Source organism: Roseateles sp. GW821-FHT09G03, assembly GCF_059416045.1.
The window spans coordinates 599,933-622,132 of record NZ_JBWKOK010000003.1 but is presented as its reverse complement, the minus strand read 5'-3'; the positions used below and the strand labels follow the sequence as shown (position 1 = coordinate 622,132).

Genomic DNA, 22,200 nt, shown 5'->3' with positions numbered 1-22,200 from the left:
GCAGGCCCCGTGCCATTCGGGACCCATGCCTTTCGGGACGGTCGCGCGGAAGTCATGGGCCGGTCCTCTCATGCCGGGGGTCAGGTCTTGTCACGGTGTCGTCATGAGACGCACCAACGCGAGTCATGCATGACTTTTGACCCGATGGATACTGGGGAAAGTCGATTCTCAACTCATCGCCGCGACCTGCGTTTCGTCGCTGAATTCGGGCGCTCCGGCCCTCGGCTTCGACGCTTGGTCGCGATCCGCTTGGTCGATGAGCTCGCGCTGCCTACGCTGAAAAAAGACCGATCGTTCCGCCACCTTGATGCGGGCCGCGACGGTTCCTCAGCCCTCAGGAGCACGACATGCACGCCACCACCCGCACCACCCGCCTCGTCCGCACGAATCTCTTCCGCGCCGCTGCCGGCCTCGCCGCGGGCGCGCTCTTCGCCGTCCTGGGCGTCGGCACCGCGCACGCCGCGCCGGACGACCTGCAGCGCGTCGAGATCTCCGGCCGCCGCCCCGGCGAGATCCCGCGCACCGACGTGCGGGCCACCTGCCCCGGCGTCGACAAGGCGCTCGGCGATCGCCTGAGCCGGGTACAGTTCATCGAGGGCAAGGAAGGACTCTCCACGGTCAGCTTCCGCCTGAACGGCAATGTCATCACCGAGGTACAGGACCGCGGTCCCCTCGCCTATCGCACCCCGCTGCGCCGGGCGGTGCGCGCGCTCCAATGCCAGGGCGCGGCGCGCGACACGCTCTACGTGATGCAGGTGTCGTTCCGCAATGAGGACTCGCGCGACGACATGAACGGCCGCATCGCGCTGCTCGAGATGGCGCCGCCGGCAGCCGGCTCGGCGGTCGGCGCGGCCAGCGCGGCGATGGCCGACGGACGCTGATCGGGTTGTTCCGGGAGGGAGCTCCGCAGGCGGCTGGCTACGATGGCCGGCACGACAACCCGGAGACCCCATCCATGCCCGTCCGTCCCACCGATGCCGCACGCCGTTCCCTGCTGATCACCGGCGCCCTGGGCGCCACGGCCGGCGCGCTCGGCTGGCCCGCCGCGGCGCGCGCGGACACCTGGCCGTCCAAGCCGATCCGCTGGGTGGTCGCGTATCCGGCGGGCGGCGGCTCCGATTTCCTCGCGCGCCAGTTGGCGCCGGTGCTCGGCAAGGCGCTCGGGCAGACGCTGATCATCGACAACAAGCCCGGCGCGGCGGGCATCATCGGCACCGACAACGCCGCCAAGTCGCCGCCTGACGGCTACACGATCCTCACCGGCGACAACGGCGCGATGGTCTTCAACAGCGCGCTCTACAAGAAGCTGCCCTACTCGCCGGCGGACTTCGCGCCGGTCGGCTTCATGGCCCGTTTCCCGCTGCTGCTGGTGGTCAATCCCAACGCCGGCTTCAGTTCCGCGAAGCAATGGCTCGAGACCATCAAGGCCAGGCCCGGCAAGTACAGCTACGCCTCGCCCGGCGTCGGCAGCCCGCACCATCTGGCGATGGAACTGCTGAAGGACCGCACCAACAGCTACATCGTCCATGTGCCGTATCGCGGCACGGCGTTCTCGACGCAGGACCTGATCGCGGGCGTCGTGCCCATGGGGGTGCTGGACACCGCCGCCGCCCTGCCTCATCTGCGCGCCGGCAAGCTCAAGGCGCTGGCGGTGCTTGCGCCCAGACGCATCGCCGCGCTGCCCGACGTGCCCAGCTTCGACGAGACCGGCGTGGCCGGCGTCGACGTCAGCGCCTGGCAGGGACTCTTCGTCCCGAAGGGCACGCCCGAGGCCATCGTCTCCCGCCTCGGCGCCGAGCTGGGGAAGGCGCTCACGCAGCCGGACCTGAAAGCGAAGCTGGAGGATTTCGGCCTCGAAGTCGCGCCGGGCGACGCCGCTTCGCTGACGCGCTTCATCCAGGCCGAGACGCAGAAATGGCATGCCCTCATCCGCAGCCGCGGCATCTCGGCCGAATGATTCTGTCGCGGGGTCTCTCTCGAGGGACTTGTTCGCCATATTCCCCTGGACATGACGCAACTCCCGACCGCCCGGTCGGTCGCCGGACCGAGCACTGATAGCGCTGTCCTCCTCTGAAGGGACCTCCCGGCGATTACTTCCGGTGAGCGTGAAATAGCTCCGGGTTATCCCTTGAAGGGCGGTAAGCGAAACGAGCCGACACGCTGTCATACGCAATAAAGTTTGACCCGGCGCAAAGACAGAACGAAAACGACGCGCTAGGAGGCCTCCCCACCACTTCCGTTCCGCCTCATCGCGGAGCCGTCCGGTCATGAACAACAACAACGCCGTGCGCGCGACGGTGGCCCGTCGCGTTTCCATCTGGTCCAGTGCCGCGATCGCGGTCCTGCTGGTCCTCATCTGCGGGGCCCTGTCCTGGGTGCTCACCAATCAGGCGCAGCAGCGCACGCTGGACTACATGTCGGCGGAGGCCGCGTCGGTGGCGCGCGTCGCGGACGCCCTGGACCGCACGGCGCGGGAATCGGCCAACCGGCTGTACGACGTGCTGGCCGGCGACTTCGAAGGCGGCGCCTTCACGCTGGACGGCGACGGGGAACTGGCCTTCAACGGCCAGAAGCTCAACGGCAACTTCGACGCGGTCGACCGCTTCACCCGCCGCACCGGCGGCGTGGCGACGATCTTCGCGCGCAAGGGCACGGACGACTTCATCCGCATCACCACCTCGCTCAAGAAGGAAGACGGCTCGCGCGCTGTCGGCACGACGCTGGACCGCGCCGGCGCCGCCTTCGGCAAGCTGTCGACGGGCGACACCTATGTGGGTCCGGCGACGCTGTTCAAGGTGCCTTACATGACGCGCTACTCGGCGATCAAGGACGCGGGCGGCAAGGTCGTCGGCATCCTGTTCATCGGCTTCGACATGCGCGGACTGCAGCAGGAACTCGTGAAGATGGCCGACGCGGTCAAGCTCTACGAGACCGGCGGGCTGTACCTGCTCGATCCGGGCAAGACGCCGGCCGACGCGCTGCTGCGCGCGCATCCGCGCTCGCAGGGCAAGAAGCTGTCGGAAGTGATGCCGGCCGACCAGGCCGAGCAGTACGTCAAGACGCTCACCGAAGATCAGGACGGCGTGCTGGAGAAGGTCCAGGCCGTCTACGGCGAGAACTACAAGGACGCGTTCGCGGTGGCGCGCAAGTCGCAGGCCACCGGATGGTGGGTCGTCGCCGAGGCCTCGCGTGCCCAGGCGCTGGCGGCGCACAACACCACGCTGTGGGTGCTGTGGGGCCTGATGCTCGCGACCGTCGTGCTGCTGGGGCTGGGTGTGACCTGGATGCTGGGGCGCTGGGTCGGCCAGCCGCTGGCGGACCTGAACGAAGCCGTCGCCGCGGTCGCGGCCGGCGACCTGACCCGGCCGGTGGTCGTGCGTCAGCAGGATGACCTCGGCGCCTTGGCTGCCGGCGTCGAACGCATGCGGTTGCAGCTCTCGCGCACCATCAACGAGGTGCGCCAGGCCAGCGATTCCATCGGCACCGCCTCGGCGGAAGTCGCCGCCGGCAGCCGCGATCTGTCGGCGCGCACCGAGCAGTCGGCCAGCCATCTCCAGGAGACCGCCTCGGCGCTGGAAGAACTCGCCAGCTCGATGAGCCAGACCGCCGCGTCGGCCGCACAGGCCCATCAGCTGGTCGGCGAGTCCGACCGCGCCGCGCAGCGCGGCGGCAACGTCGTCGCCCAGGTCGTCACCACGATGGACGCGATCTCCGCGGCCAGCCGCCAGATCGGCGACATCATCGGCACGATCGATTCCATCGCGTTCCAGACCAACATCCTGGCGCTGAATGCAGCCGTCGAGGCGGCGCGTGCCGGCGAGCAAGGCCGCGGCTTCGCGGTCGTCGCCTCCGAGGTACGCCACCTGGCCCAGCGCAGCGCGGAAGCGGCCAAGCAGATCAAGGGCCTGATCACGGCCAGCGGCGAGCGCGTCGAGTCCGGCGCCAAGCTCGTCAGCGATACCGGCGAAGCGATGCGCGACATCGTCACCAGCGTCAAGCGCGTCACCGACATCATCGGAGAGATCTCCACCGCCTCGCGGGAACAGTCGCAGGGCGTGACGCGCATCAACGGCGCGGTCGCCCAGCTGGATCAAGGCACGCAGCAGAACGCCGCGCTGGTCGAGGAAAGCACCGCCGCCGCGGAAAGCCTGCGGGAGCAGGCGCATCGGCTGGTGGAGCAGGTCGGGCAGTTCCGGGTCTGACGCAACGGACTCGACGGGCGCGAACAGCGCGCCCAAAAGCAAAGCCCGCCGGAAGGCGGGCTTTTTCGTTGGCGCTTCGGATGAGCCGGATCGTCAGACCAGCACGCGCTCGATGCCGCCGTTGTTGGCCTTGGCCACGTACTCGGGCATCCAGTTCTCCCCGAGGATCTTGCGGGCCATCTCGACGACGATGTAGTCCGCCTCCAGCAGACCGTTCTGCATGTCGTCGCCGTAGCGGCTGAGGCCTTGCAGGCAGGACGGGCAACTGGTGAGGATCTTGAGGTTCTCGTCGGCGCCGACCTTGCCGGTGTCGCGCAGTTGCGTTTCCGCCTTGCGCAGTTCCTCTTCCTTGCGGAAGCGGACCTGCGTCGACACATCCGGCCGCGTCACGCCCAGCGTGCCGCTCTCGCCGCAGCAGCGTTCGCTCTTCATGACCTCGGGCCCGACCAGCGCCTTCACCGTCTTCATCGGTTCCTGCAGCTTCATCGGCGAGTGGCAGGGATCGTGATAGAGGTAGGCCTGCTTGGTGTCGAGCTTGATCCCCTTCTCGAGCAGGTACTCGTGGATGTCGATGATGCGGCAGCCGGGGAAGATGTCCTCGAACTTGTAGCCCTGCAGCTGGTCATAGCAGGTGCCGCAGCTGACCACCACCGTCTTGATGTCGAGGTAGTTCAGCGTGTTGGCCACGCGATGGAACAGCACCCGGTTGTCGGTGATGATCTTCTCGGCCTTGTCGAACTGGCCCGACCCGCGCTGCGGATAACCGCAGCAGAGGTAGCCCGGCGGCAGCACGGTCTGCACGCCGGCGTGCCAGAGCATGGCCTGCGTCGCCAGGCCGACCTGGCTGAACAGCCGCTCCGAGCCGCAGCCCGGGAAGTAGAAGACCGCCTCCGCTTCCGACGAGGTCTTCTGCGGATTGCGGATGATGGGGACGTAGTCCTTGTCCTCGATGTCGAGCAGCGCGCGCGCCGTCTTCTTCGGCAATCCACCTGGCAGCTTCTTGTTGATGAAGTGGATGACCTGTTCCTTGATCGGCGCGGTCCCCACCGTCGCCCGCGGCGCCGCGGTCTGCTTGCGCGCGACGCGCTTGAGCAGGCTGTTGGCGATGCGCTGCGCCTTGAAGCCGACGCCGACCATCGCCGCCCGCGCGATCTTGATCGTCTCCGGGTTGGTCGCGTTGAGCATCAGCATCGCCGCCGCGTTGCCGGGACGGAAACTCTTCTTGCCCATCTTGCGCAACAGGTTGCGCATGTTCATCGTGACGTCGCCGAAGTCGATCTTCACCGGGCACGGGTTCAGGCACTTGTGGCACACCGTGCAGTGATCGGCGACGTCCTCGAATTCTTCCCAGTGCTTGATCGACACGCCGCGGCGCGTCTGCTCTTCATACAGGAAGGCCTCGACCAGCAGCGAGGTCGCGAGGATCTTGTTGCGGGGACTGTAGAGCAGGTTGGCGCGCGGCACATGCGTCGCGCAGACCGGCTTGCACTTGCCGCAGCGCAGGCAGTCCTTGATGGACTCGCTGATCGCGCCGATGTCGCTCTGCTGCATGATCAGCGACTCGTGCCCCATCAGCCCGAAGCTGGGTGTGTAGGCATTGGTGAGGTCGGCGAAGGTGGTCTGGCCGCCCTGGCCGCCGGTCCCCGGGCGCAGCAGCTTGCCCTTGTTGAAGCGGCCTTCCGGGTCGACGCGGGCCTTGTAGCCGGCGAAACCCGCCAGCTCGTCGTCGGTCAGGAACTCGAGCTTGGTGATGCCGATGCCGTGCTCGCCGGAGATCACGCCGTCCAGCGAGCGCGCCAGCGTCATGATGCGCGCGACCGCCTCGTGCGCGGTCTGCAGCATCTCGTAGTTGTCCGAGTTCACCGGGATGTTGGTGTGCACGTTGCCGTCGCCGGCGTGCATGTGCAGCGCCACCCAGACGCGGCCGCGCAGCACCTCCTTGTGGATACGCTTGCACTCCGCCACGATCGGCGCGAAGGCGCCGCCCGCGAAGACGTCCTGCAACGGCTTCAGGATCTGGCGCTTCCAGCTCGCGCGGAGCGTGTAGTCCTGCAGCTGCTCGAAGTAGGGTCGCTCGCCGTCACGGGGGAGGTCCAGCTCCTGCATCCACGTGCGCCATTGCAGGCCGACCTCGTCCAGCAGCGCCAGCGCCTGAGCGACGCGGTCCTCGAGCAGCTCGGCGCTCGGGATCTCGCCGGCGTCGTCGCCCTTGCCCAGGGGCAGGTTGCCGTTGGCGAAAAAGGTGCGCAGCGCGTCGACCAGCGCCAGCTTGTTGCGCAGCGACAGCTCGATGTTGATGCGCTCGATGCCCAGCGTGTACTCGCCCATGCGGGGCAGCGGGATCACGACGTCCTCGTTCACCTTGAACGCGTTCGTGTGCTTGGAGATCGCCGCCGTGCGCTTGCGGTCCAGCCAGAACTTCTTGCGCGCGTCGGCGCTGACCGCGACGAAACCTTCGCCCGATCGGCCGTTGGCCAGGCGCACGACCTCGCTGGTGGCGCGCGCGACTTCATCGGCATCGTCGCCGACGATGTCGCCGATCAGCACCATCTTCGGCAGACCGCCGCGCTTGCTCTTGGTCGCGTAGCCGACGGCCTTCAGATAGCGGTCGTCCAGATGTTCGAGGCCGGCGAGGATGGCCCCGTTCGGCTTCTTCATCTCCCCGAACATGAAGTCCTTGATGTCGACGATCGAGGGCACGCACTCCTTCGGATTGCCGAAGAACTCGAGGCAGACCGTACGCACGTGCGCCGGCATGCGGTGCACGATCCAGCGCGCGCTGGTGATCAGGCCGTCGCAGCCTTCCTTCTGGATGCCCGGCAGGCCCGCGAGGAACTTGTCGGTGACGTCCTTGCCCAGGCCTTCCTTGCGGAAGGTGCGGCCGGGGATGTCCAGGCGTTCGGTGCGTTCCAGCGTCCTGCCGGTCGCGTCGTAGTAGTGCAGGTCGAAGCTGGCGACCTCGACGTCGTGGATCTTGCCGAGGTTGTGATTGACGCGGACGACTTCGAGCCACTTCGCGTCCGGCGTCACCATGCGCCACGAGGCCAGGTTGTCCAGCGCCGTGCCCCACAGCACCGCCTTCTTGCCGCCGGCATTCATCGCAACGTTGCCGCCGACGCACGAGGCTTCGGCCGAGGTCGGATCGACCGCGAACACGAAGCCGTGCAGCTCCGCCAGGTCCGACACGCGCTGCGTCACGACCCCGGCTTCGGTCCAGATGGTCGGGACCTCACGGTCCAGGCCCGGCAGGCGCTGCATCTCGACGCCGCGCATGGCCTCGAGCTTCTCGGTGTTGATCACCGCGCTGTTCCACACCAGCGGCACCGCGCCGCCGGTGTAGCCGGTGCCGCCGCCGCGCGGGATCACCGTCAGACCCAGTTCGAAACAGCCGGCCACCAGCGCGGCCATCTCGGCCTCGGTGTCGGGCGTCAGCACGACGAAGGGGTACTCGACGCGCCAGTCGGTCGCGTCGGTCACGTGCGAGACGCGCGACAGGCCGTCGAACTTGACGTTGTCCTTGGCGGTGATCTTCGCGAAGACCTTGACCGCGCGCTTGCGCAGTTCGGCCACCTGCTCGAACTGGTGGGAGAACGCGCCCACCGCCGCCTCGGCCGCGGTCAGCAGTTCACCGACCCAGGCGTCGCGCTTGGCGTCGTCTTCCGGATGCCGGCGGCGCTGCACTTCGCCCAGACGATGGCGCAACGCGCCGATCAACGCCTCACGGCGCTTGGGGTTGTCCAGCAGGTCATCCTGCAGGTACGGGTTGCGCTGCACCACCCAGATATCGCCAAGCACCTCGTACAGCATGCGCGCGGATCGGCCGGTCTGGCGCTCGGTGCGCAACTGGTCCAGCAACTCCCACGCGCGGGCGCCGAGCAGGCGAAGGACGATTTCGCGATCGGAGAAGGACGTGTAGTTGTACGGAATCTCGCGCAGCCGGGCGGCGGGCGCGTGCGGCTGGTTCAGGTCGCCGGCCATCGCGGGGTCGGCGGGCATCAGCAGATGCGGTGCATTCATGGCGGCCAGGTGCTCGCGCACCGGGGTTGCGGCAGGCCGGCGTCCAGGGGGCGGACACCGATGCCAGGCTGGAAAGACAAGCGGAGAGAGCTGTGGCCGAGACCGGACAGCGCCCTGGGACTTGTGGTCCCCGCGCCCGCTGGACACGGACGTGGAAGAGGCGTTCGCGAATGGCCGCGATCAGCGGCCGGCCCGGTCTGGGCAATGGTCGGAATCCTAACCCAGCGCCAGAGGGCAATCCCCGGCGAGGGACTCTAGGGATGCACCCCCGCCCACCTCCCGGCGAACGGTTCGCCAGTGTCACAATCGATCGATAAGCTCGCCGGCCCTCGGCGGACCGTCCACCCGACGACGTCCGTCGCGAACCGCAGAACCACCCTCCCCGAGCATCGGAGACCCATGAAGCACCTCCCGACTTCCCTGCTGGCCACATCGGCCGTCGCGCTCGCCGCGCTGATCGCTCCCGCCGCCGCGTCGGCGCAGACCGAGATCCAATGGTGGCACTCGATGGGCGGCGCCCTCGGCGACTGGGTCAACGACCTGGCCAAGGACTTCAACGCCAGCCAGAAGGACTACAAGATCGTCCCGACCTACAAGGGCAGCTACGACGAGTCCATGGCCGGCGCCATCGCCGCCTTCCGCGCCGGCAACGCGCCGCACATCCTGCAGGTCTTCGAGGTCGGCACCGCCACCATGATGGCCAGCAAGGGCGCGATCGTGCCGGTGGGCCAGGTGATGCAGCAGGCCGGCGCCAAGTTCGACAACGCTGCCTACGTGCCCGCCGTCGCCGGCTACTACACCGCGCCGAACGGCCAGATGCTGAGCTTCCCGTTCAACAGCTCGACCACCGTCTTCCACTACAACAAGGACGCGTTCAAGGCCGCCGGCCTGGATCCCGAGAAGCCGCCCACCTCCTGGCCGGAAGTCGTCGCCGCCGCGGCGAAGCTGAAGGCCTCCGGCTCCAAGTGCCCGTTCACCACGAGCTGGGTCAGCTGGACGCAGCTGGAGAGCTTCTCCGCCTGGCACAACGTCGAGTACGCGACGAAGAACAACGGCTTCGGCGGCCTCGACACGCGCCTGGCGTTCAACACGCCGCTGCACGTGCGCCACATCGAGAACCTGGCCAACATGGCCAAGCAGGGCCTGTTCGTCTACAAGGGCCGCGGCAACAGCGCCGACTCGAGCTACTTCTCCGGCGAGTGCGCCATGATGACCGGCTCCTCCGGTCTCTACGCCAACGTCAAGAAGAGCGCCAAGTTCAACTTCGGCATCTCGACGCTGCCCTACTACCCGGACGTGCCCGGGGCGCCGCAGAACACCGTCATCGGCGGCGCCAGCCTGTGGGTGATGTCGGGCAAGAAGCCCGCGGAGTACAAGGGCGTGGCCGCGTTCTTCCAGTACCTGGCGCAGGCCCAGGTCGCGTCCGAGAGCCACAAGCGCACCGGCTACCTGCCGGTGACCAAGGCGGCGTACGAGCTGACCGAGAAGAGCGGCTTCTACAAGCAGAACCCCGGCACCGACGTCGCCGTGCAGCAGATGATCCGCAAGACGACGGACAAGTCGCGCGGCGTGCGCCTGGGCAACTTCGCGCAGATCCGCACCGTCATCGACGAGGAACTGGAACAGGTCTGGGCCGGCAAGAAGCAGCCCAAGGAAGGCCTGGACGCCGCGGTCAAGCGCGGCAACGAGCTGCTGGAACGCTTCCAGAAGGCCAACAAGTCCTGACCCCCGGTTGACGTCCCGGAGCGGCCGTGCCGCTCCGGGCTCAACGCGCCCCTCCTCTCCATTTCCTCCTTCGGCGCCAACCCTGGATGTCCCAACAGAAACGCGTGGTATTCCGATCGCGCTGGCTGCCCTGGCTGCTGCTGGCGCCGCAGGCGCTGGTGATCGGCGTGTTCTTCTTCTGGCCGGCGGCGCAGGCGCTGCTCCAGAGCCTGCAGCAGCAGGACGCCTTCGGCCTGTCGACCGAGTGGGTCGGCCTGGCCAACTTCCAGACCCTGTTCAACGACGACAGCTACCTCGCCTCCTTCAAGACGACGGCGGTGTTTTCGCTGCTGGTGGCCGTTCTGGGGCTGGCGGTCTCGCTGCTGCTGGCCACGATGGCCAACCGCGTCGTGCGCGGCGGCCCGGTCTACAAGACGCTGCTGATCTGGCCCTACGCCGTCGCCCCGGCGATCGCGGGCGTGCTGTGGCTGTTCATGTTCGCGCCGTCCATCGGCGTCGTCTCCTACGGCCTCCAGCGCCTGGGCATCGACTGGAACCACCTGCTCAACGCCGACCATGCGATGACGCTGGTCGTCATGGCGGCCGTCTGGAAGCAGGTTTCCTACAACTTCCTGTTCTTCCTGGCCGGGCTGCAGTCCATCCCCAAGTCGCTGCTCGAAGCCGCCGCCATCGACGGCGCCGGCCCGTGGCGCCGGTTCTGGACGATCACCTTCCCGCTGCTGTCGCCGACCTCGTTCTTCCTGCTGGTGATCAACGTCGTCTACGCATTCTTCGACACCTTCGGGATCATCGACGCGGCCACCCACGGCGGCCCCGGCAAGGACACGGCCATCCTGGTCTACAAGGTCTACTACGACGGCTTCAAGGCGCTGGACCTCGGCGGCTCGGCCGCGCAGAGCGTCGTGCTGATGGTGATCGTGGTCACGCTGACCGTCCTTCAATTCCGTTTCGTCGAGAAAAAGGTGCAGTACTGATGGTCGAGCGCCGCCCCGCCCTGACGATGCTGTCGCACCTGATCCTGGTGCTCGGCGTGCTGATCGTCGCCTTCCCGCTGTACATCGCGTTCGTCGCCTCGACGCACACCGCGACCGAGATCGTCCAGGCCCCGATGCCGATGCTCCCGGGCTCGCATTTCCTGGACAACTACGCCGCCGCGCTGTTCGGCAACAGCGGCGGCGGCTCCAAGGCCCCGGTGGGCCAGATGATGTGGGTCAGCTTCGTCTCCGCGATGGTCATCGCGGTGGGCAAGATCGCGATCTCGCTCCTGTCGGCCTTCGCGATCGTCTACTTCCGCTTCCCGGCGCGCAACTTCTTCTTCTGGGCCATCTTCGTCACGCTGATGCTGCCGGTGGAGGTGCGCATCGGGCCGACCTACCAGGTCGTCTCCGACCTGAAGATGCTCAACAGCTACGCCGGCCTGACGGTGCCGCTGATCGCCTCGGCGACCGCGACCTTCCTGTTCCGGCAGTTCTTCCTGACGATTCCCGACGAGCTCGTCGAAGCCTCGCGCATCGACGGCGCCGGGCCGCTGCGCTTCTTCCGCGACGTGCTGCTGCCCTTGTCGAAGACCAGCATCGCCGCGCTCTTCGTCATCCAGTTCATCTACGGCTGGAACCAGTACCTCTGGCCGCTGCTGGTCACGACCGACGAGAGCATGTACCCCGTCGTCATCGGCATCAAGCGCATGATCAGCGGCGGCGACGCGGCCAACGACTGGAACATCATCATGGCCACGGCGATGCTGGCCATGATCCCGCCGGCGCTGGTCGTCGTGCTGATGCAGCGCTGGTTCGTCAAGGGTCTGGTGGACGCCGAGAAATGAGCGCCGACAGGTAGGCGCCCACAAGCAGAACGAGAGAACACTCCGATGGCAAGCATTTCCCTGCGCAACGTCGTCAAGCAGTACGGCACCGGCGCCAAGGCCAACCCGGTGATCCACGGCGTCGACGCCGAGATCCGCGACGGCGAGTTCGTCGTCATCGTCGGCCCGTCCGGCTGCGGCAAGTCCACGCTGCTGCGCATGGTCGCCGGCCTGGAGGAGATCAGCGGCGGCGAGATCGCCATCGGCGAGCGCGTCGTCAACGAGATCGAGCCCGCGGACCGCGACATCGCGATGGTGTTCCAGAACTACGCGCTCTACCCGCACATGAGCGTGTTCGAGAACATGGCCTACGGCCTGAAGATCCGCAAGCTGTCCGAGGCCCAGATCCGCGAGCGCGTCGACAAGGCCGCGGGCATCCTGGAGCTCGGCCACCTGCTGCAGCGCAAGCCGCGCGAGCTTTCCGGCGGCCAGCGCCAGCGCGTCGCGATGGGCCGCGCGATCGTGCGCGACCCGCAGGTCTTCCTGTTCGACGAACCGCTGTCCAACCTCGACGCCAAGCTGCGCGTGCAGACCCGGCTGGAGATCCAGAAGCTGCACCGCGAGCTGGGCGTGACCTCGCTGTTCGTCACGCACGACCAAGTCGAGGCGATGACGCTGGCCCAGCGCATCGTCGTCATGAACGGCGGACGCATGGAACAGTTCGGCACGCCCGACGAGGTCTACGGCCGCCCGGCGACCACCTTCGTCGCGAGCTTCATCGGCTCGCCGGCGATGAATCTGCTCAAGGGCCGCGTGGAGGGCCGTCGCTTCATCATCGGCAGCAGCGCCCTGCCGCTGCCGCAGCCCGCGCCGCGCGAGGGGGAATTGATCCTCGGACTGCGCCCCGAGCATGCGCTGCCGCATGACGGCCAGATCGTTTCTGGCGAAACGACCGCTTGGCCGCTGAAAGTGGAGATGGTCGAGATGCTGGGCGCGGAGCGGCTGGTCTACGGCCGCCTCGGCGACGCCGCCTTCACGCTGCGCATCGACGGCACCGACACGCCCCCGCAGCCCGGCGACGACGTGCTGTTGAAGGCGCCCGCCGAGCGCCTGCATTGGTTCGATCCGGCGACCGGACAGCGCGTCGACTGAGCGCGACGCCGCCTCGCCTTGCTTCGCTCCGAGGATCCACGACCAGGGAGAACGACATGACGATCCGGACACCCACCCTCGACGACGAGAGCAACTGGCCCTGGTCGCTGCCTTTCTGGGTCGCGCATCGCGGCGCCGGCAAGCTGGCGCCGGAGAACACGCTGGCGGCGTTCCGGGAAGGCGCGCGCCACGGCTACCGCGCCTTCGAATGCGATGTGAAGCTGAGCGCCGACGGCGTTCCCTTCCTGCTTCATGACGCGACGCTGGACCGCACGACGAATGCGCGGGGCCGCGCTGCGGACCGCACCTGGAGCGAACTGTCGAGGCTGGACGCGGGCCGCTGGCACAGCCGGGCCTTCGCGGGTGAACCGCCGCCCAGCCTCGAAGCCATCGCCGCCTTCGTGCGCCGCAACCAGCATGCGCTGAACATCGAGATCAAGCCCACGCCGGGCGACGAGTTCCGCACCGGCGAGGTCGTCGGCGGCGAAGTGCTGCGCCTGTGGGAAGGCTCGGCGCCGGACACGGTGCTGTTCAGCAGTTTCCATCCGGAGGCGCTGCGCGGCGCGCGCGAATCCTCGCCGCAGGTGCCACGCGGGCTGCTGCTCGACAAGCTCGAGGGCGACGGCTGGCTGCAGCTGGCGCAATCGCTGGGCTGCCGCGCCGTCATCACGCATTACGCGCTGATGGATCAGGCCCTGGTGTCGCGCCTGCACGAGGCCGAGATGAAGGCCCTGGTCTACACGGTGAACGACGCCGCCGCCGCGCAATGGCTGATCGCCAACGGCGTGGACGGGATCATCACCGACGCCGTCGACCGCTTCAGCCCGACGGCCTGAGCCGGCTTTCAGAGCCGACGGTCGGAGCCGACGGTCGTCGGTCGTCGGGGTCACCGTTCAGCGCGCGGGATCGATCAATTCGTTGATCGAGATCATCCCGTAGATGTAGGTGTCGCTGAGCTGGCCGGTGACGTTGATCGCGTCATCGCGCAACAGCCCTTCCAGCGAGAAACCGCAGCGTTCGGCGACCGCGCGGCTGGCCGTGTTGCGCGAATCGGTACGGATCTCCAGTCGCCGGGCGCGCAAGGGGCCGAAGGCCAGTCTCGCCAGGGCGATCACGGCCTCCGACGCCAATCCGCGCCCCGTGTGCGCCGGGCCGATCCAGTAGCCGATCTCGTAGCGGCGCACCTTCCATTCCAGCGTGTGCAAGCCCGCGCCGCCGATCAGTCGACCCGGACTGCCGTCCGCCTCGCGTTCGTGGAGGTAGTACGCCAGGTGCTGCCGTTGCAGGAACTGCGACTGCATGCGCCGCGCGATCGCCTCCGACTGCTCGACGCTGGGCGTCTCGTGCGCCCAGGGCATCCAGGGCTTGAGATGCTCCTGGGCGTCGAGGACGGCCCGGTTCAGCACGGGCCCGAGGCCCGCGCGCGGCGAGAGGAGCAGGAGACGCGAGGTCTCCAGGCGCTCGGGGACGTCGATGAGGATGGGATCGTCGGCAGGCATGACTCGCATGGTGGAGAGCGGCTCCATCAGTTGCCGCTGGCCGGCTGCAGGTTCGTGCCGCTGGCCTGACTCGCGGGAGGGATGCCGGGCATCGCTTCGGCGCCCAGCGGAGGCTCCTCGTCCTCGACCTTGGGCAGCACCTTCACCGAGCGGATGGCCTGCACCTGCCAGGCCAGCGCCGACAGCAGCAAGGCGCCCACACCGGCGAAGGCCAGCGCGGCGCGCAGGCTGACGTGTTCGCCGAGCCAGCCGCCGATCAGCGCGCCAGGACCGGCGGGGATCAGGATCAACCAGCGCATCGTGCTGGTCATGCGGCCCAGCAGCGGCCCGGGCGTCACCGCTTGCCGCAGCGACAGGAAGTTGATGAAGATGAACACCGCGCCGATGCCGAACATGAACAGCGTGAAGGCAAAGGCCGCCACGCCCCATGCGTTGGCCGGCGCGACGCACAGCGCCGCCCAGCCGATGCCGCACAGCGCGAAGCCGCTGACCAGGCAGGGGCCGGGTCCGAGGCGCGCGCTGACGCGGTGGCCGATGGCGCTCGCCAGCACCGTGCCGGCGCCCAGCGCGATGTAGGACAGGCCGACGCTCTGCGCCGACAGCCCGAGCACGCGCGTCGCGAAGAGGATCTGCACCACCTGCGCCGCCTGGTTGAACATCTGCCAGCCGCCGACCGCGCAGGCCAGCGCGACCAGCATCGGCTTGCCGCGCACGAAGGCGACGCCGGCCTTCAGGTCGCGCCAGAAATGCGCGTCCTCGAGGCGATGCAGGGTCTCGTTGACCTTGACGCCGCGCAGGATCGCCGCGGAGGCGACCAGCAGCAACGCGTCGACCGCCAGCGCCAGCGGCGCGCCGACCAGCTTGATCAGCGCGCCCGCCACGCCGGGGCCGGCGACTTCAGCGCCCGAGGAGGCCAGCGCATTCTTCGCATGCGCCTCGACCAGCCGGTCGCGGCTCACCACCTGCGTCAGCACGATCTGGGAGGCGCTGCCGGCGATGGTGTACACGGTGCCGAGCAGGAAACCGACGAAGTACAGCCAGGGCATGCCCAGCCAGCCCATCCAGTGGGCGATCGGCACGCTGGCCACGGCCACGGCCAGCGTGAGCTCGCCGACGATGTAGACCGGCAGCTTGCGCACGCGGTCCAGCCAGACGCCGGCGGGCAACGAGAACAGCACGAATGGCGCGAGTTCCATCGCCGTCAGCACGCCCATCTGCGTCGGCGACGCATGCAGCAGCACGGCCGCGGTCAGCGGCAGCGCCAGCAGCGTGATCTGCCCGCCGAGCGAGCTGATCAGGATCGACGTCCAGAGGCGCCGGTAGACGAGGTTGCGCAGCAAATCGCCGGCGGGGAGCTGGATGAGATCCAGCAGGCGGTCGAGCAGACGGTCGACCCACGTGGTTGTCCTCTTGGGCAACATGATGAAACTCCGGATGCGGTCCGCGCGGGGCGTCGTGCGCCGGGTACGGACCGGGCGAGCGGGACGCCGTCAGCGTCGCGGTCGCGGAAAGCCAAGGACCTGGATGGCCGGCCGACTTCGGGGATTCGGGGCCGGCGGGCGTCGTGAAGACGCCTACGGTCGTCGCGCCCAGCCGGCCTGGCCAAGCGCGCGCACCGACGCCAGGGCGTCGTCTTTGGTGCGGTCGAGCAGCTTGGTCATGGATCGGCTCCGATCGTGGATCGTGGCGTGAGAGCTTCCGGGGAGGAAGAAGGCGTCGATGCTATCAGCGCCCCTGTGTCATCGACAAGTGAGGAAAGGCAGGGGCCTCACCAGCCGGCGGCCGCGCCATCGCGCCGCGGATCGCTCGCCGCGACATAGCCCTCCACCGCCGGATCGCCGAGGCGCCAGATGAACTGGCCCGCGCCGAAGTCCTGGTAGCTGTCGCTGATCTCGGCGATCTGGTGGCCGAGCGCGCGCAGTCCGGCGACGGCCCCGGGATCCATCGTCGACTCGACGTTGATCGACAGCCCCGCGTTGTAGCGCCAGCGCGGCGCGTCGCAGGCGGCCTGCGGATGCTGCCGGTGATCGACCATCCGGACCAGCGTCTGCAGGTGGCCCTGCGGCTGCATGTTGGCGCCCATCACGCCGTAGCTCATCTGCGGCTGACCGTCCTTCATCAGGAAGGCCGGGATGATGGTGTGGAACGGCCGCTTGCCCGGCGCGACGACGTTGGCGTGGCCCGCCTCGCGCGTGAAGCCGTGACCGCGGTTCTGCAACGACAGACCGTAGCCCGGCACCACGACGCCCGAACCGAAGCCGTGATAGTTGCTCTGGATGAAGCTGACCATCATGCCGCTCTCGTCGGCGGCGGTCAGGTAGATGGTGCCGCCCTTGACCGGATTGCCGGCCTGGAAGTCCTGGGCCCGGTTCCGGTCGATGAGCTTCGCGCGCTCGGCGAGGTAGGCCGGGTCCAGCAGTTCCGCCACCTGGACCTCCATCGTCCGAGCGTCGCTGACGTAGCGGTAGGTGTCGGCGAAGGCCAGCTTCATCGCCTCGATCTGCAGGTGATGGGAGGCCGCGCTGTCCACCGGCAGCGACGCGATGTCGAACTGCTTGAGGATGCCCAGCGCGATCAACGCCGCGATGCCCTGACCGTTCGGCGGGATCTCGTGCAGCGTGTGGCCGGCGTAGTCCATCGAGATCGTGTCGACCCACTCCGGCGCATACGCGGCGAAGTCGGCGGCGGTGATCGCGCCGCCGGTCTCGCGCGCGAAGGCGGCGGTGGCTTCGGCGATCTCGCCGCGGTAGAAGGCCTCGCCCTTCGTCTGCGCGATCAGTCGCAGCGTGCGCGCGGCCGCCTCGAACCGGAACACCTCGCCCACCTCCGGCGCGCGCCCCTTCGGCAGGAAGGCCTCGGCGAAGCCCGGTTGCGACACCAGGTCCGCGACCTTCGAGGCCAGGCGCCACTTGCCCTGCACGATCACCGGCACGGCGTAGCCGCGCTCGGCGATCTCGATCGCCGGGGCCATCAGGTCGGCGAAGGGCAGCTTGCCGTAGCGCTCGCTGAGCGCGGCCCAGCCGCCCACCGCGCCGGGGACCGTCACCGCGTCCCAGCCGCGCAGGGGCAACGAAGCGCCGACGCCGTGCTTGCGATCGAAGTAGTCGGGCGTCCACGCCTGCGGCGCGCTGCCGGAGGCGTTCAATCCCTGCAGGGTCTTGCCGTCCCACACGATCGCGAAGGCGTCCGAGCCCAGGCCGTTGCTGCAAGGCTCGAGGAGCGTCATGCAGGCCGCGGTCGCGATCGCGGCGTCCACGGCATTGCCGCCCTGCCCCAGGATGCGCAGTCCCGCCTGCGCGGCCTGCGGATGCGAGGTCGACACGACATTGCGCGCGAAGACCGGGCTGCGTTGGCTCGCGTAGCCGCGAGTCCAGTCGAAGGCGTGGTGAGGGGCGGTCATCGGGCGTCTCCTGAATGCGTGCGCGGCATCTTGCCCGATGGCTCCCGTGTCCGACAGCGCGCAATACCTGACCCGTGAAGGACCCGTGCGGATTGCGTAACCCATTGCAAAGCTGCGCTTGGCTGTCAACACAAGGTGTCGCGGCGTCGTTGTCTGCTCACCTTGTTCAACCCGCTGGAGAAACCAGATGCAAGCCTTCAAGACCATCAAGACCCTGGCCCTGATCCCCGCCCTGCTGATTGCCGGCGCCGCGATGGCCCAAGGCACCGCCACCCCGGCGGCGCCCGCGACGCAAGCCGCTCCGGCAGCGATGGCCGCCCCCGCGTCCGACGCCAAGGCCGAGCACAAGGGTGCGAAGCATCACAAGGCCACCGGTGACAAGGCCGCCGCGCACAAGACCGGCCACAAGAAGGCCGACAAGGCTGAGAAGCCGGCCGAAGGCGCCTCCGCCGCCAAGTAATCGGCGGGCCGGACGCGAGGCCGGGGACGCGACGATCGCGTCCTCCCCCGTCCTCTCCTCAGCTTCCTCGCGCCCAAAAAGAAACCGCAGCACCGGGTGACCGGTCTGCGGTTTTTCTTCGTCCAGCGCTCGTCTGGAAGCCGCTGAGCGGCTGGGGGAATCAGGCGGCCAGTTGGGCGATCGGAATGACGCGCGAAGAGGTGGCGCAGGTCACGCCGTGTGCGGCCGCGCAGTGGCGCAGCGCCTCATTGAAGACGTCGCGCGCGCAGTCGTGGCAGCTGCCGCAGGCGGAGGCCACCTGGGTCTCGTCCTGGAGCACGTCGAAGTTGTGAACGCCGTCGGCCACGTTGCGGCGGATGTCGCGGTCGGAAACTCGATGACAGAGGCAGACGATCATGGCGGCGGCGAGTCAGGATGAACCTGGGATGGCCGTGATACTAGCGCAAACGCGAATCCCTCTCAATTAGATTGCAGAGCCCCTGCGGCGCGTCGGACAACTGTCGGTGAACAACGACACGGAAGGCAGCCCGACGTCATCCAGACGTAAAAAAGCCCCGGCTGGCGGGGCTTCGGGGTTCCTGGCGGCGGCTGGGACCCCGGGATGGACGGGCTGGCAGTCAGCTGGCTTCGCCCATCTGGCTTTGGAGCCAATTCTGTTCGCCGATCTGCGCGATCAGCTCGATCTGGGTCTCCAGATGGTCGATGTGCTCTTCCGTGTCGGCGAGGATCTCCTCGAGCACTTCGCGGGAGATGTAGTCGCGCACGCTCTCGCAGTAGGCGATGGCTTCCTTCAGCAGCGGATGGCTGCCCATCTCGATCTTCAGGTCGCAATGCTGGGCCTCGACGGCGTTCTCGCCGATGTAGAGCTTGCCCAGGTCCTGCAGGTTCGGCAGGCCTTCCAGCAGCAGGATGCGATCCATCAGCTTGTCGGCGTGCTTCATCTCCTCGATGGACTCGGCGTACTCGTGCTTGGCCAGACGCTCCAGGCCCCAACTCTTGTACATCTTGTAGTGCAGGAAGTACTGGTTGATCGCGGTCAGCTCGTTCTTCAGCTGCGCGTTCAAGTACTCGATGACCTTGGCGTCGCCCTTCATGTTCTTCTCCTGGAATTCGGTGGAATGGCGTGCATTGTCCTCATCCCTACGGCGAATGGGGACAAGACCCGGCGGCCCCGCTCTGCATGCGAAGTATTCGCAGCACGTTTCCGTCGCTGGCCCTCTGAGAGAGGACCCTCCCCGAGGCACTCCAGCAGGCGATCCATCAAGAAAAAAACAATCGCCGCGATTCTTGGTTGCTATTGCGAATCGTTCTCATTAAGATGCGTCGCATGAATGCCCACCACCACCCCCATCTCGAAGCCCTGCAAGCCGTTGCGCTGGACAGCGCACGGGTCGCCGCAGGTTCGCCGCGCGAAGCGGTTCCGCTGGTCCAGCGCCGCCGCATCAGCAGCCAGGCGCTGATGGGCAACGACCGAGAGGTCGAGATCGAACACGCCGGCTCGCTCTACCGGCTGCGCGTGACGTCGCTGGGCAAGCTCATCCTGACCAAGTGATCCGCTGGGCGGCGCGGCCGGCCGAGGACCGGCCCGCCCGCCCGTGATCCGCGTCGCCGTTTCCGTTTCCCTCCATCCCAGAACCGCCGGCCGTCCGCGAGGACCGCCCGCCCGCACCAGCCCGCGTCGTGCCAGCCCGTGCGAGATCCCAAGAACTACAAGGATTTCGTCACCATGCAACTGCGCCCGACGCCCGTCGCGCTCGCCCTGTCGTTGGCCTTCCCGCTGGCTTTCGCCCAGACCTCGCCAACCGCTTCGACCGCCGAGAACCCCCAGCAACTCGGTGAACTGACGGTCTCCGCGACCCGCACCGAGCGCTCGGTCGACGCGGTGCCCAACACGGTCACCGTGAAGAACCGCAAGCAGCTCGACCGTCGCGACGCGCGCGACCTGAAGGACCTGCTGTCCGACGAGGTCGACCTCGACGTGAAGGCCATGACCCCGCGCTTCACGGCAGCGGGCGCGTCCACGGGCCGCTCGGGCAATGAAGGCATCAACATCCGCGGCCTGGAAGGCAACCGGGTGCTGATGATGGTCGACGGCATCCGCCTGCCGCAGAGCTTTGCGTTCGGCGCGTTCGCCAGCGGCCGGGCCGACTTCGTCGACCTCAACAGCCTGGCGAGCGTCGAAGTCCTGCGCGGGCCGACGTCCACGTCCTACGGCAGCGACGGCCTGGCCGGCGCGCTGAGCCTGCGCACGCTGTCGCCCGAGGACCTGCTGGTGAACGGCAAGACCTTCGCCGGCTTCGCGCGCCTGGGCGCCCTGAGCGTCGACGACTCCAAGCGCGCCAGCGCCGCGGTCGCCTTCGGCGCCGGCGACTGGAGCAGCCTCGTGCAGGCATCGGTCCAGCGCGGCCACGAGACGAAGAACGAAGGCGACAACGGCGCCGCCAACGCGACCCGCACCAAGCCCAATCCGACCGACGTCGATACCAGCAGCGTGATGGCCAAGCTCGGCTACCGCGTCAACGCGAACCACCGCCTGATGGGCACGCTCGAGTATCGCGAGCGCAAGATCGACACCGACGTGCTGACGGCCGTGACCGCGCCGCCGGCGGCCGGCACGCTGCCGGCGACGGCGGTGCTGGCGCTGGACGCGCACGACAAGATGGACCGCACGCGGTTCTCGCTGGAGCATCGCTACGAAGACCTCAACGCGACCTGGCTGCAGCAGACGACGACCCATGTCTACGTGCAAGACAGCGAGACGCGCCAGTTCTCCTACGAGGACCGCAACACCGCCGCCGACCGCACGCGGCTGGGCACCTACAAGGAGCGCGTGATCGGCCTGAGCTCGCAGGCGCAGACGCAGCTCGCCAGCCAGCGCCTGAGCTACGGCGTCGACCTCAGCCGCAACACGATCGAAGGCGTGCGCGACGGCACGGTCCCGCCGGCGGGCGAGACCTTCCCGAGCAAGCCCTTCCCCGACACGAAGTACACGCTCGCGGGCGCCTTCGTGCAGGACGAGATCGAGGCGGGCGACTTCACGATCATTCCCGCGCTGCGCTTCGAGCACTACAAGCTGTCGCCGAAGCCGGACGGCTACGCCGGCCAGATCGTCTCGCTGTCGGACCAGGCGGTGACGCCGCGGATCGGCCTGATCTGGCGCGCGACGCCGCTCGTCCAGCCGTACGTGAACTGGGCGCAGGGCTTCCGCGCGCCGACCCCGGACCAGGTGAACAACGGCTTCGCCAATCCGGTCCAGGGCTACCAGAGCATCGGCAATCCCGACCTCAAGGCGGAACACGCCAACAGCTGGGAACTGGGCCTGCGCGGCAAGCTGATCGACACGCTGCGCTGGCAGCTGAGCGCCTACGACAACCGCTACCGCGACTTCATCTCGCAGGAGATGGTGCGCGGCTCCTTCACGCCCGCGGACCCGGCGATCTTCCAGTACGTCAACCTGAGCCAGGCCCGGATCAAGGGCGTCGAGGCGCGCTTCGTCTGGGACATCTCGCCGACCTTCAACGTCAACGCCTCGGTGGCGAAGTCGCGCGGCCACAGCATCGAGAACGGCGTCGAGACGCCGCTCGACAGCGTGCAGCCGCTGCGCGGAAAGATCGGCGCGCACTACGAGTCCGGCCCCTGGGCCGTCGAGGCCAGCTGGCTGCACAGCTCCGGCAAGAAGCCCTCGGACGTCAGCACGGCGACCCAGTACACGCCGAAGAAGTACGACGTCGTCGACCTCGGCGGCGCGTACCGCTTCGACAAGACGTTCTCGATCTCCGCCTACGTCACCAACCTCTTCGACAAGAAGTACTGGCGCTGGGGCGACGTGACCGGCATCAGCGCCGCCACGCCGGCGGCCCTGGCCGTGATCGACAGCTACACCGCCCCCGGCCGCGCCTTCCAGGTGACCCTGCGCGCCGATTTCTGACCAGGAGTCCGTTCCC

Annotated in this window: 17 protein-coding genes; 11 read left to right on the top strand and 6 right to left on the bottom strand. The window is 68.1% G+C overall.

Going from position 1 to position 22,200, the window contains the following annotated elements; genetic code table 11:
• The first annotated feature begins 347 nt into the window (after window positions 1-347).
• The 3 genes from AC07OZ_RS14990 (at window position 348) to AC07OZ_RS14980 (ending at window position 4,202) form a co-directional block, all read left to right on the top strand.
• Window positions 348-881: a hypothetical protein gene (locus AC07OZ_RS14990; protein WP_495467887.1), complete on the top strand. Its 534-nt coding sequence runs from the start codon at window positions 348-350 to the stop codon at window positions 879-881.
• A 74-nt stretch (window positions 882-955) separates the two neighbouring features.
• Complete coding sequence (locus tag AC07OZ_RS14985; RefSeq protein ID WP_495467886.1) at window positions 956-1,957, top strand: Bug family tripartite tricarboxylate transporter substrate binding protein; 1,002 nt, start codon at window positions 956-958, stop codon at window positions 1,955-1,957.
• A 310-nt stretch (window positions 1,958-2,267) separates the two neighbouring features.
• A complete protein-coding gene (locus AC07OZ_RS14980) occupies window positions 2,268-4,202 on the top strand; it encodes a methyl-accepting chemotaxis protein (RefSeq protein WP_495467885.1) in 1,935 nt (644 codons plus the stop codon).
• A gap of 93 nt (window positions 4,203-4,295) precedes the next feature.
• Here AC07OZ_RS14980 and AC07OZ_RS14975 read toward each other — a convergent pair whose 3' ends face one another.
• Window positions 4,296-8,198: a DUF3683 domain-containing protein gene (locus tag AC07OZ_RS14975; protein ID WP_495467988.1), complete on the bottom strand. Its 3,903-nt coding sequence runs from the start codon at window positions 8,196-8,198 to the stop codon at window positions 4,296-4,298.
• A gap of 420 nt (window positions 8,199-8,618) precedes the next feature.
• Between AC07OZ_RS14975 and ugpB the strand changes: the two genes are divergently transcribed.
• From ugpB to ugpQ, 5 genes are all read left to right on the top strand, one after another.
• The gene (gene ugpB / locus AC07OZ_RS14970) at window positions 8,619-9,944 is read left to right on the top strand and encodes a sn-glycerol-3-phosphate ABC transporter substrate-binding protein UgpB (protein ID WP_495467884.1); all 1,326 of its coding nucleotides are present in this window, start codon (window positions 8,619-8,621) and stop codon (window positions 9,942-9,944) included.
• 86 nt (window positions 9,945-10,030) lie between these two features.
• Window positions 10,031-10,918, top strand: coding sequence for a sn-glycerol-3-phosphate ABC transporter permease UgpA (gene ugpA / locus AC07OZ_RS14965; protein WP_495467883.1), 888 nt, complete (start codon window positions 10,031-10,033; stop codon window positions 10,916-10,918).
• On the top strand, window positions 10,918-11,766 hold the full coding sequence (gene ugpE, locus AC07OZ_RS14960; RefSeq protein ID WP_495467882.1) for a sn-glycerol-3-phosphate ABC transporter permease UgpE: 849 nt from the start codon (window positions 10,918-10,920) through the stop codon (window positions 11,764-11,766). The genes ugpA and ugpE overlap by 1 nt, the downstream gene beginning before the upstream one ends.
• Window positions 11,767-11,811: 45 nt before the next feature.
• Window positions 11,812-12,897, top strand: coding sequence for a sn-glycerol-3-phosphate import ATP-binding protein UgpC (locus tag AC07OZ_RS14955; protein ID WP_495467881.1), 1,086 nt, complete (start codon window positions 11,812-11,814; stop codon window positions 12,895-12,897).
• A gap of 56 nt (window positions 12,898-12,953) precedes the next feature.
• Window positions 12,954-13,733, top strand: a complete 780-nt coding sequence (gene ugpQ / locus AC07OZ_RS14950) for a glycerophosphodiester phosphodiesterase (protein ID WP_495467880.1) — start codon at window positions 12,954-12,956, stop codon at window positions 13,731-13,733.
• 57 nt (window positions 13,734-13,790) lie between these two features.
• On the opposite strand, the gene AC07OZ_RS14945 is transcribed toward ugpQ, so the two are convergent.
• The 3 genes from AC07OZ_RS14945 to AC07OZ_RS14935 form a co-directional block, all read right to left on the bottom strand.
• Window positions 13,791-14,405 carry a GNAT family N-acetyltransferase gene (locus AC07OZ_RS14945; protein ID WP_495467879.1) on the bottom strand — a complete coding sequence of 205 codons (615 nt, stop codon included), beginning with the start codon at window positions 14,403-14,405 and terminating at the stop codon, window positions 13,791-13,793.
• 17 nt (window positions 14,406-14,422) lie between these two features.
• On the bottom strand, window positions 14,423-15,817 hold the full coding sequence (locus AC07OZ_RS14940; RefSeq protein ID WP_495467878.1) for an MFS transporter: 1,395 nt from the start codon (window positions 15,815-15,817) through the stop codon (window positions 14,423-14,425).
• Between the two features lie 347 nt (window positions 15,818-16,164).
• A complete protein-coding gene (locus AC07OZ_RS14935; protein ID WP_495467877.1) occupies window positions 16,165-17,796 on the bottom strand; it encodes a gamma-glutamyltransferase family protein in 1,632 nt (543 codons plus the stop codon).
• A gap of 187 nt (window positions 17,797-17,983) precedes the next feature.
• On the opposite strand from AC07OZ_RS14935, the gene AC07OZ_RS14930 reads away from it, so the two are divergent.
• Complete coding sequence (locus tag AC07OZ_RS14930; RefSeq protein ID WP_495467876.1) at window positions 17,984-18,256, top strand: hypothetical protein; 273 nt, start codon at window positions 17,984-17,986, stop codon at window positions 18,254-18,256.
• Window positions 18,257-18,416: 160 nt separating this feature from the next.
• On the opposite strand, the gene AC07OZ_RS14925 is transcribed toward AC07OZ_RS14930, so the two are convergent.
• Window positions 18,417-18,653, bottom strand: coding sequence for a (2Fe-2S)-binding protein (locus tag AC07OZ_RS14925; RefSeq protein WP_431048474.1), 237 nt, complete (start codon window positions 18,651-18,653; stop codon window positions 18,417-18,419).
• A 220-nt stretch (window positions 18,654-18,873) separates the two neighbouring features.
• Complete coding sequence (bfr, locus tag AC07OZ_RS14920) at window positions 18,874-19,350, bottom strand: bacterioferritin (protein ID WP_067277196.1); 477 nt, start codon at window positions 19,348-19,350, stop codon at window positions 18,874-18,876.
• Between the two features lie 233 nt (window positions 19,351-19,583).
• Between bfr and hemP the strand changes: the two genes are divergently transcribed.
• Together hemP and AC07OZ_RS14910 are read left to right on the top strand one after the other, a co-directional pair.
• Window positions 19,584-19,808: a hemin uptake protein HemP gene (hemP, locus tag AC07OZ_RS14915; protein ID WP_067277199.1), complete on the top strand. Its 225-nt coding sequence runs from the start codon at window positions 19,584-19,586 to the stop codon at window positions 19,806-19,808.
• Between the two features lie 174 nt (window positions 19,809-19,982).
• Window positions 19,983-22,184: a TonB-dependent hemoglobin/transferrin/lactoferrin family receptor gene (locus AC07OZ_RS14910; RefSeq protein WP_495467875.1), complete on the top strand. Its 2,202-nt coding sequence runs from the start codon at window positions 19,983-19,985 to the stop codon at window positions 22,182-22,184.
• The last annotated feature ends 16 nt before the right edge of the window (window positions 22,185-22,200 follow it).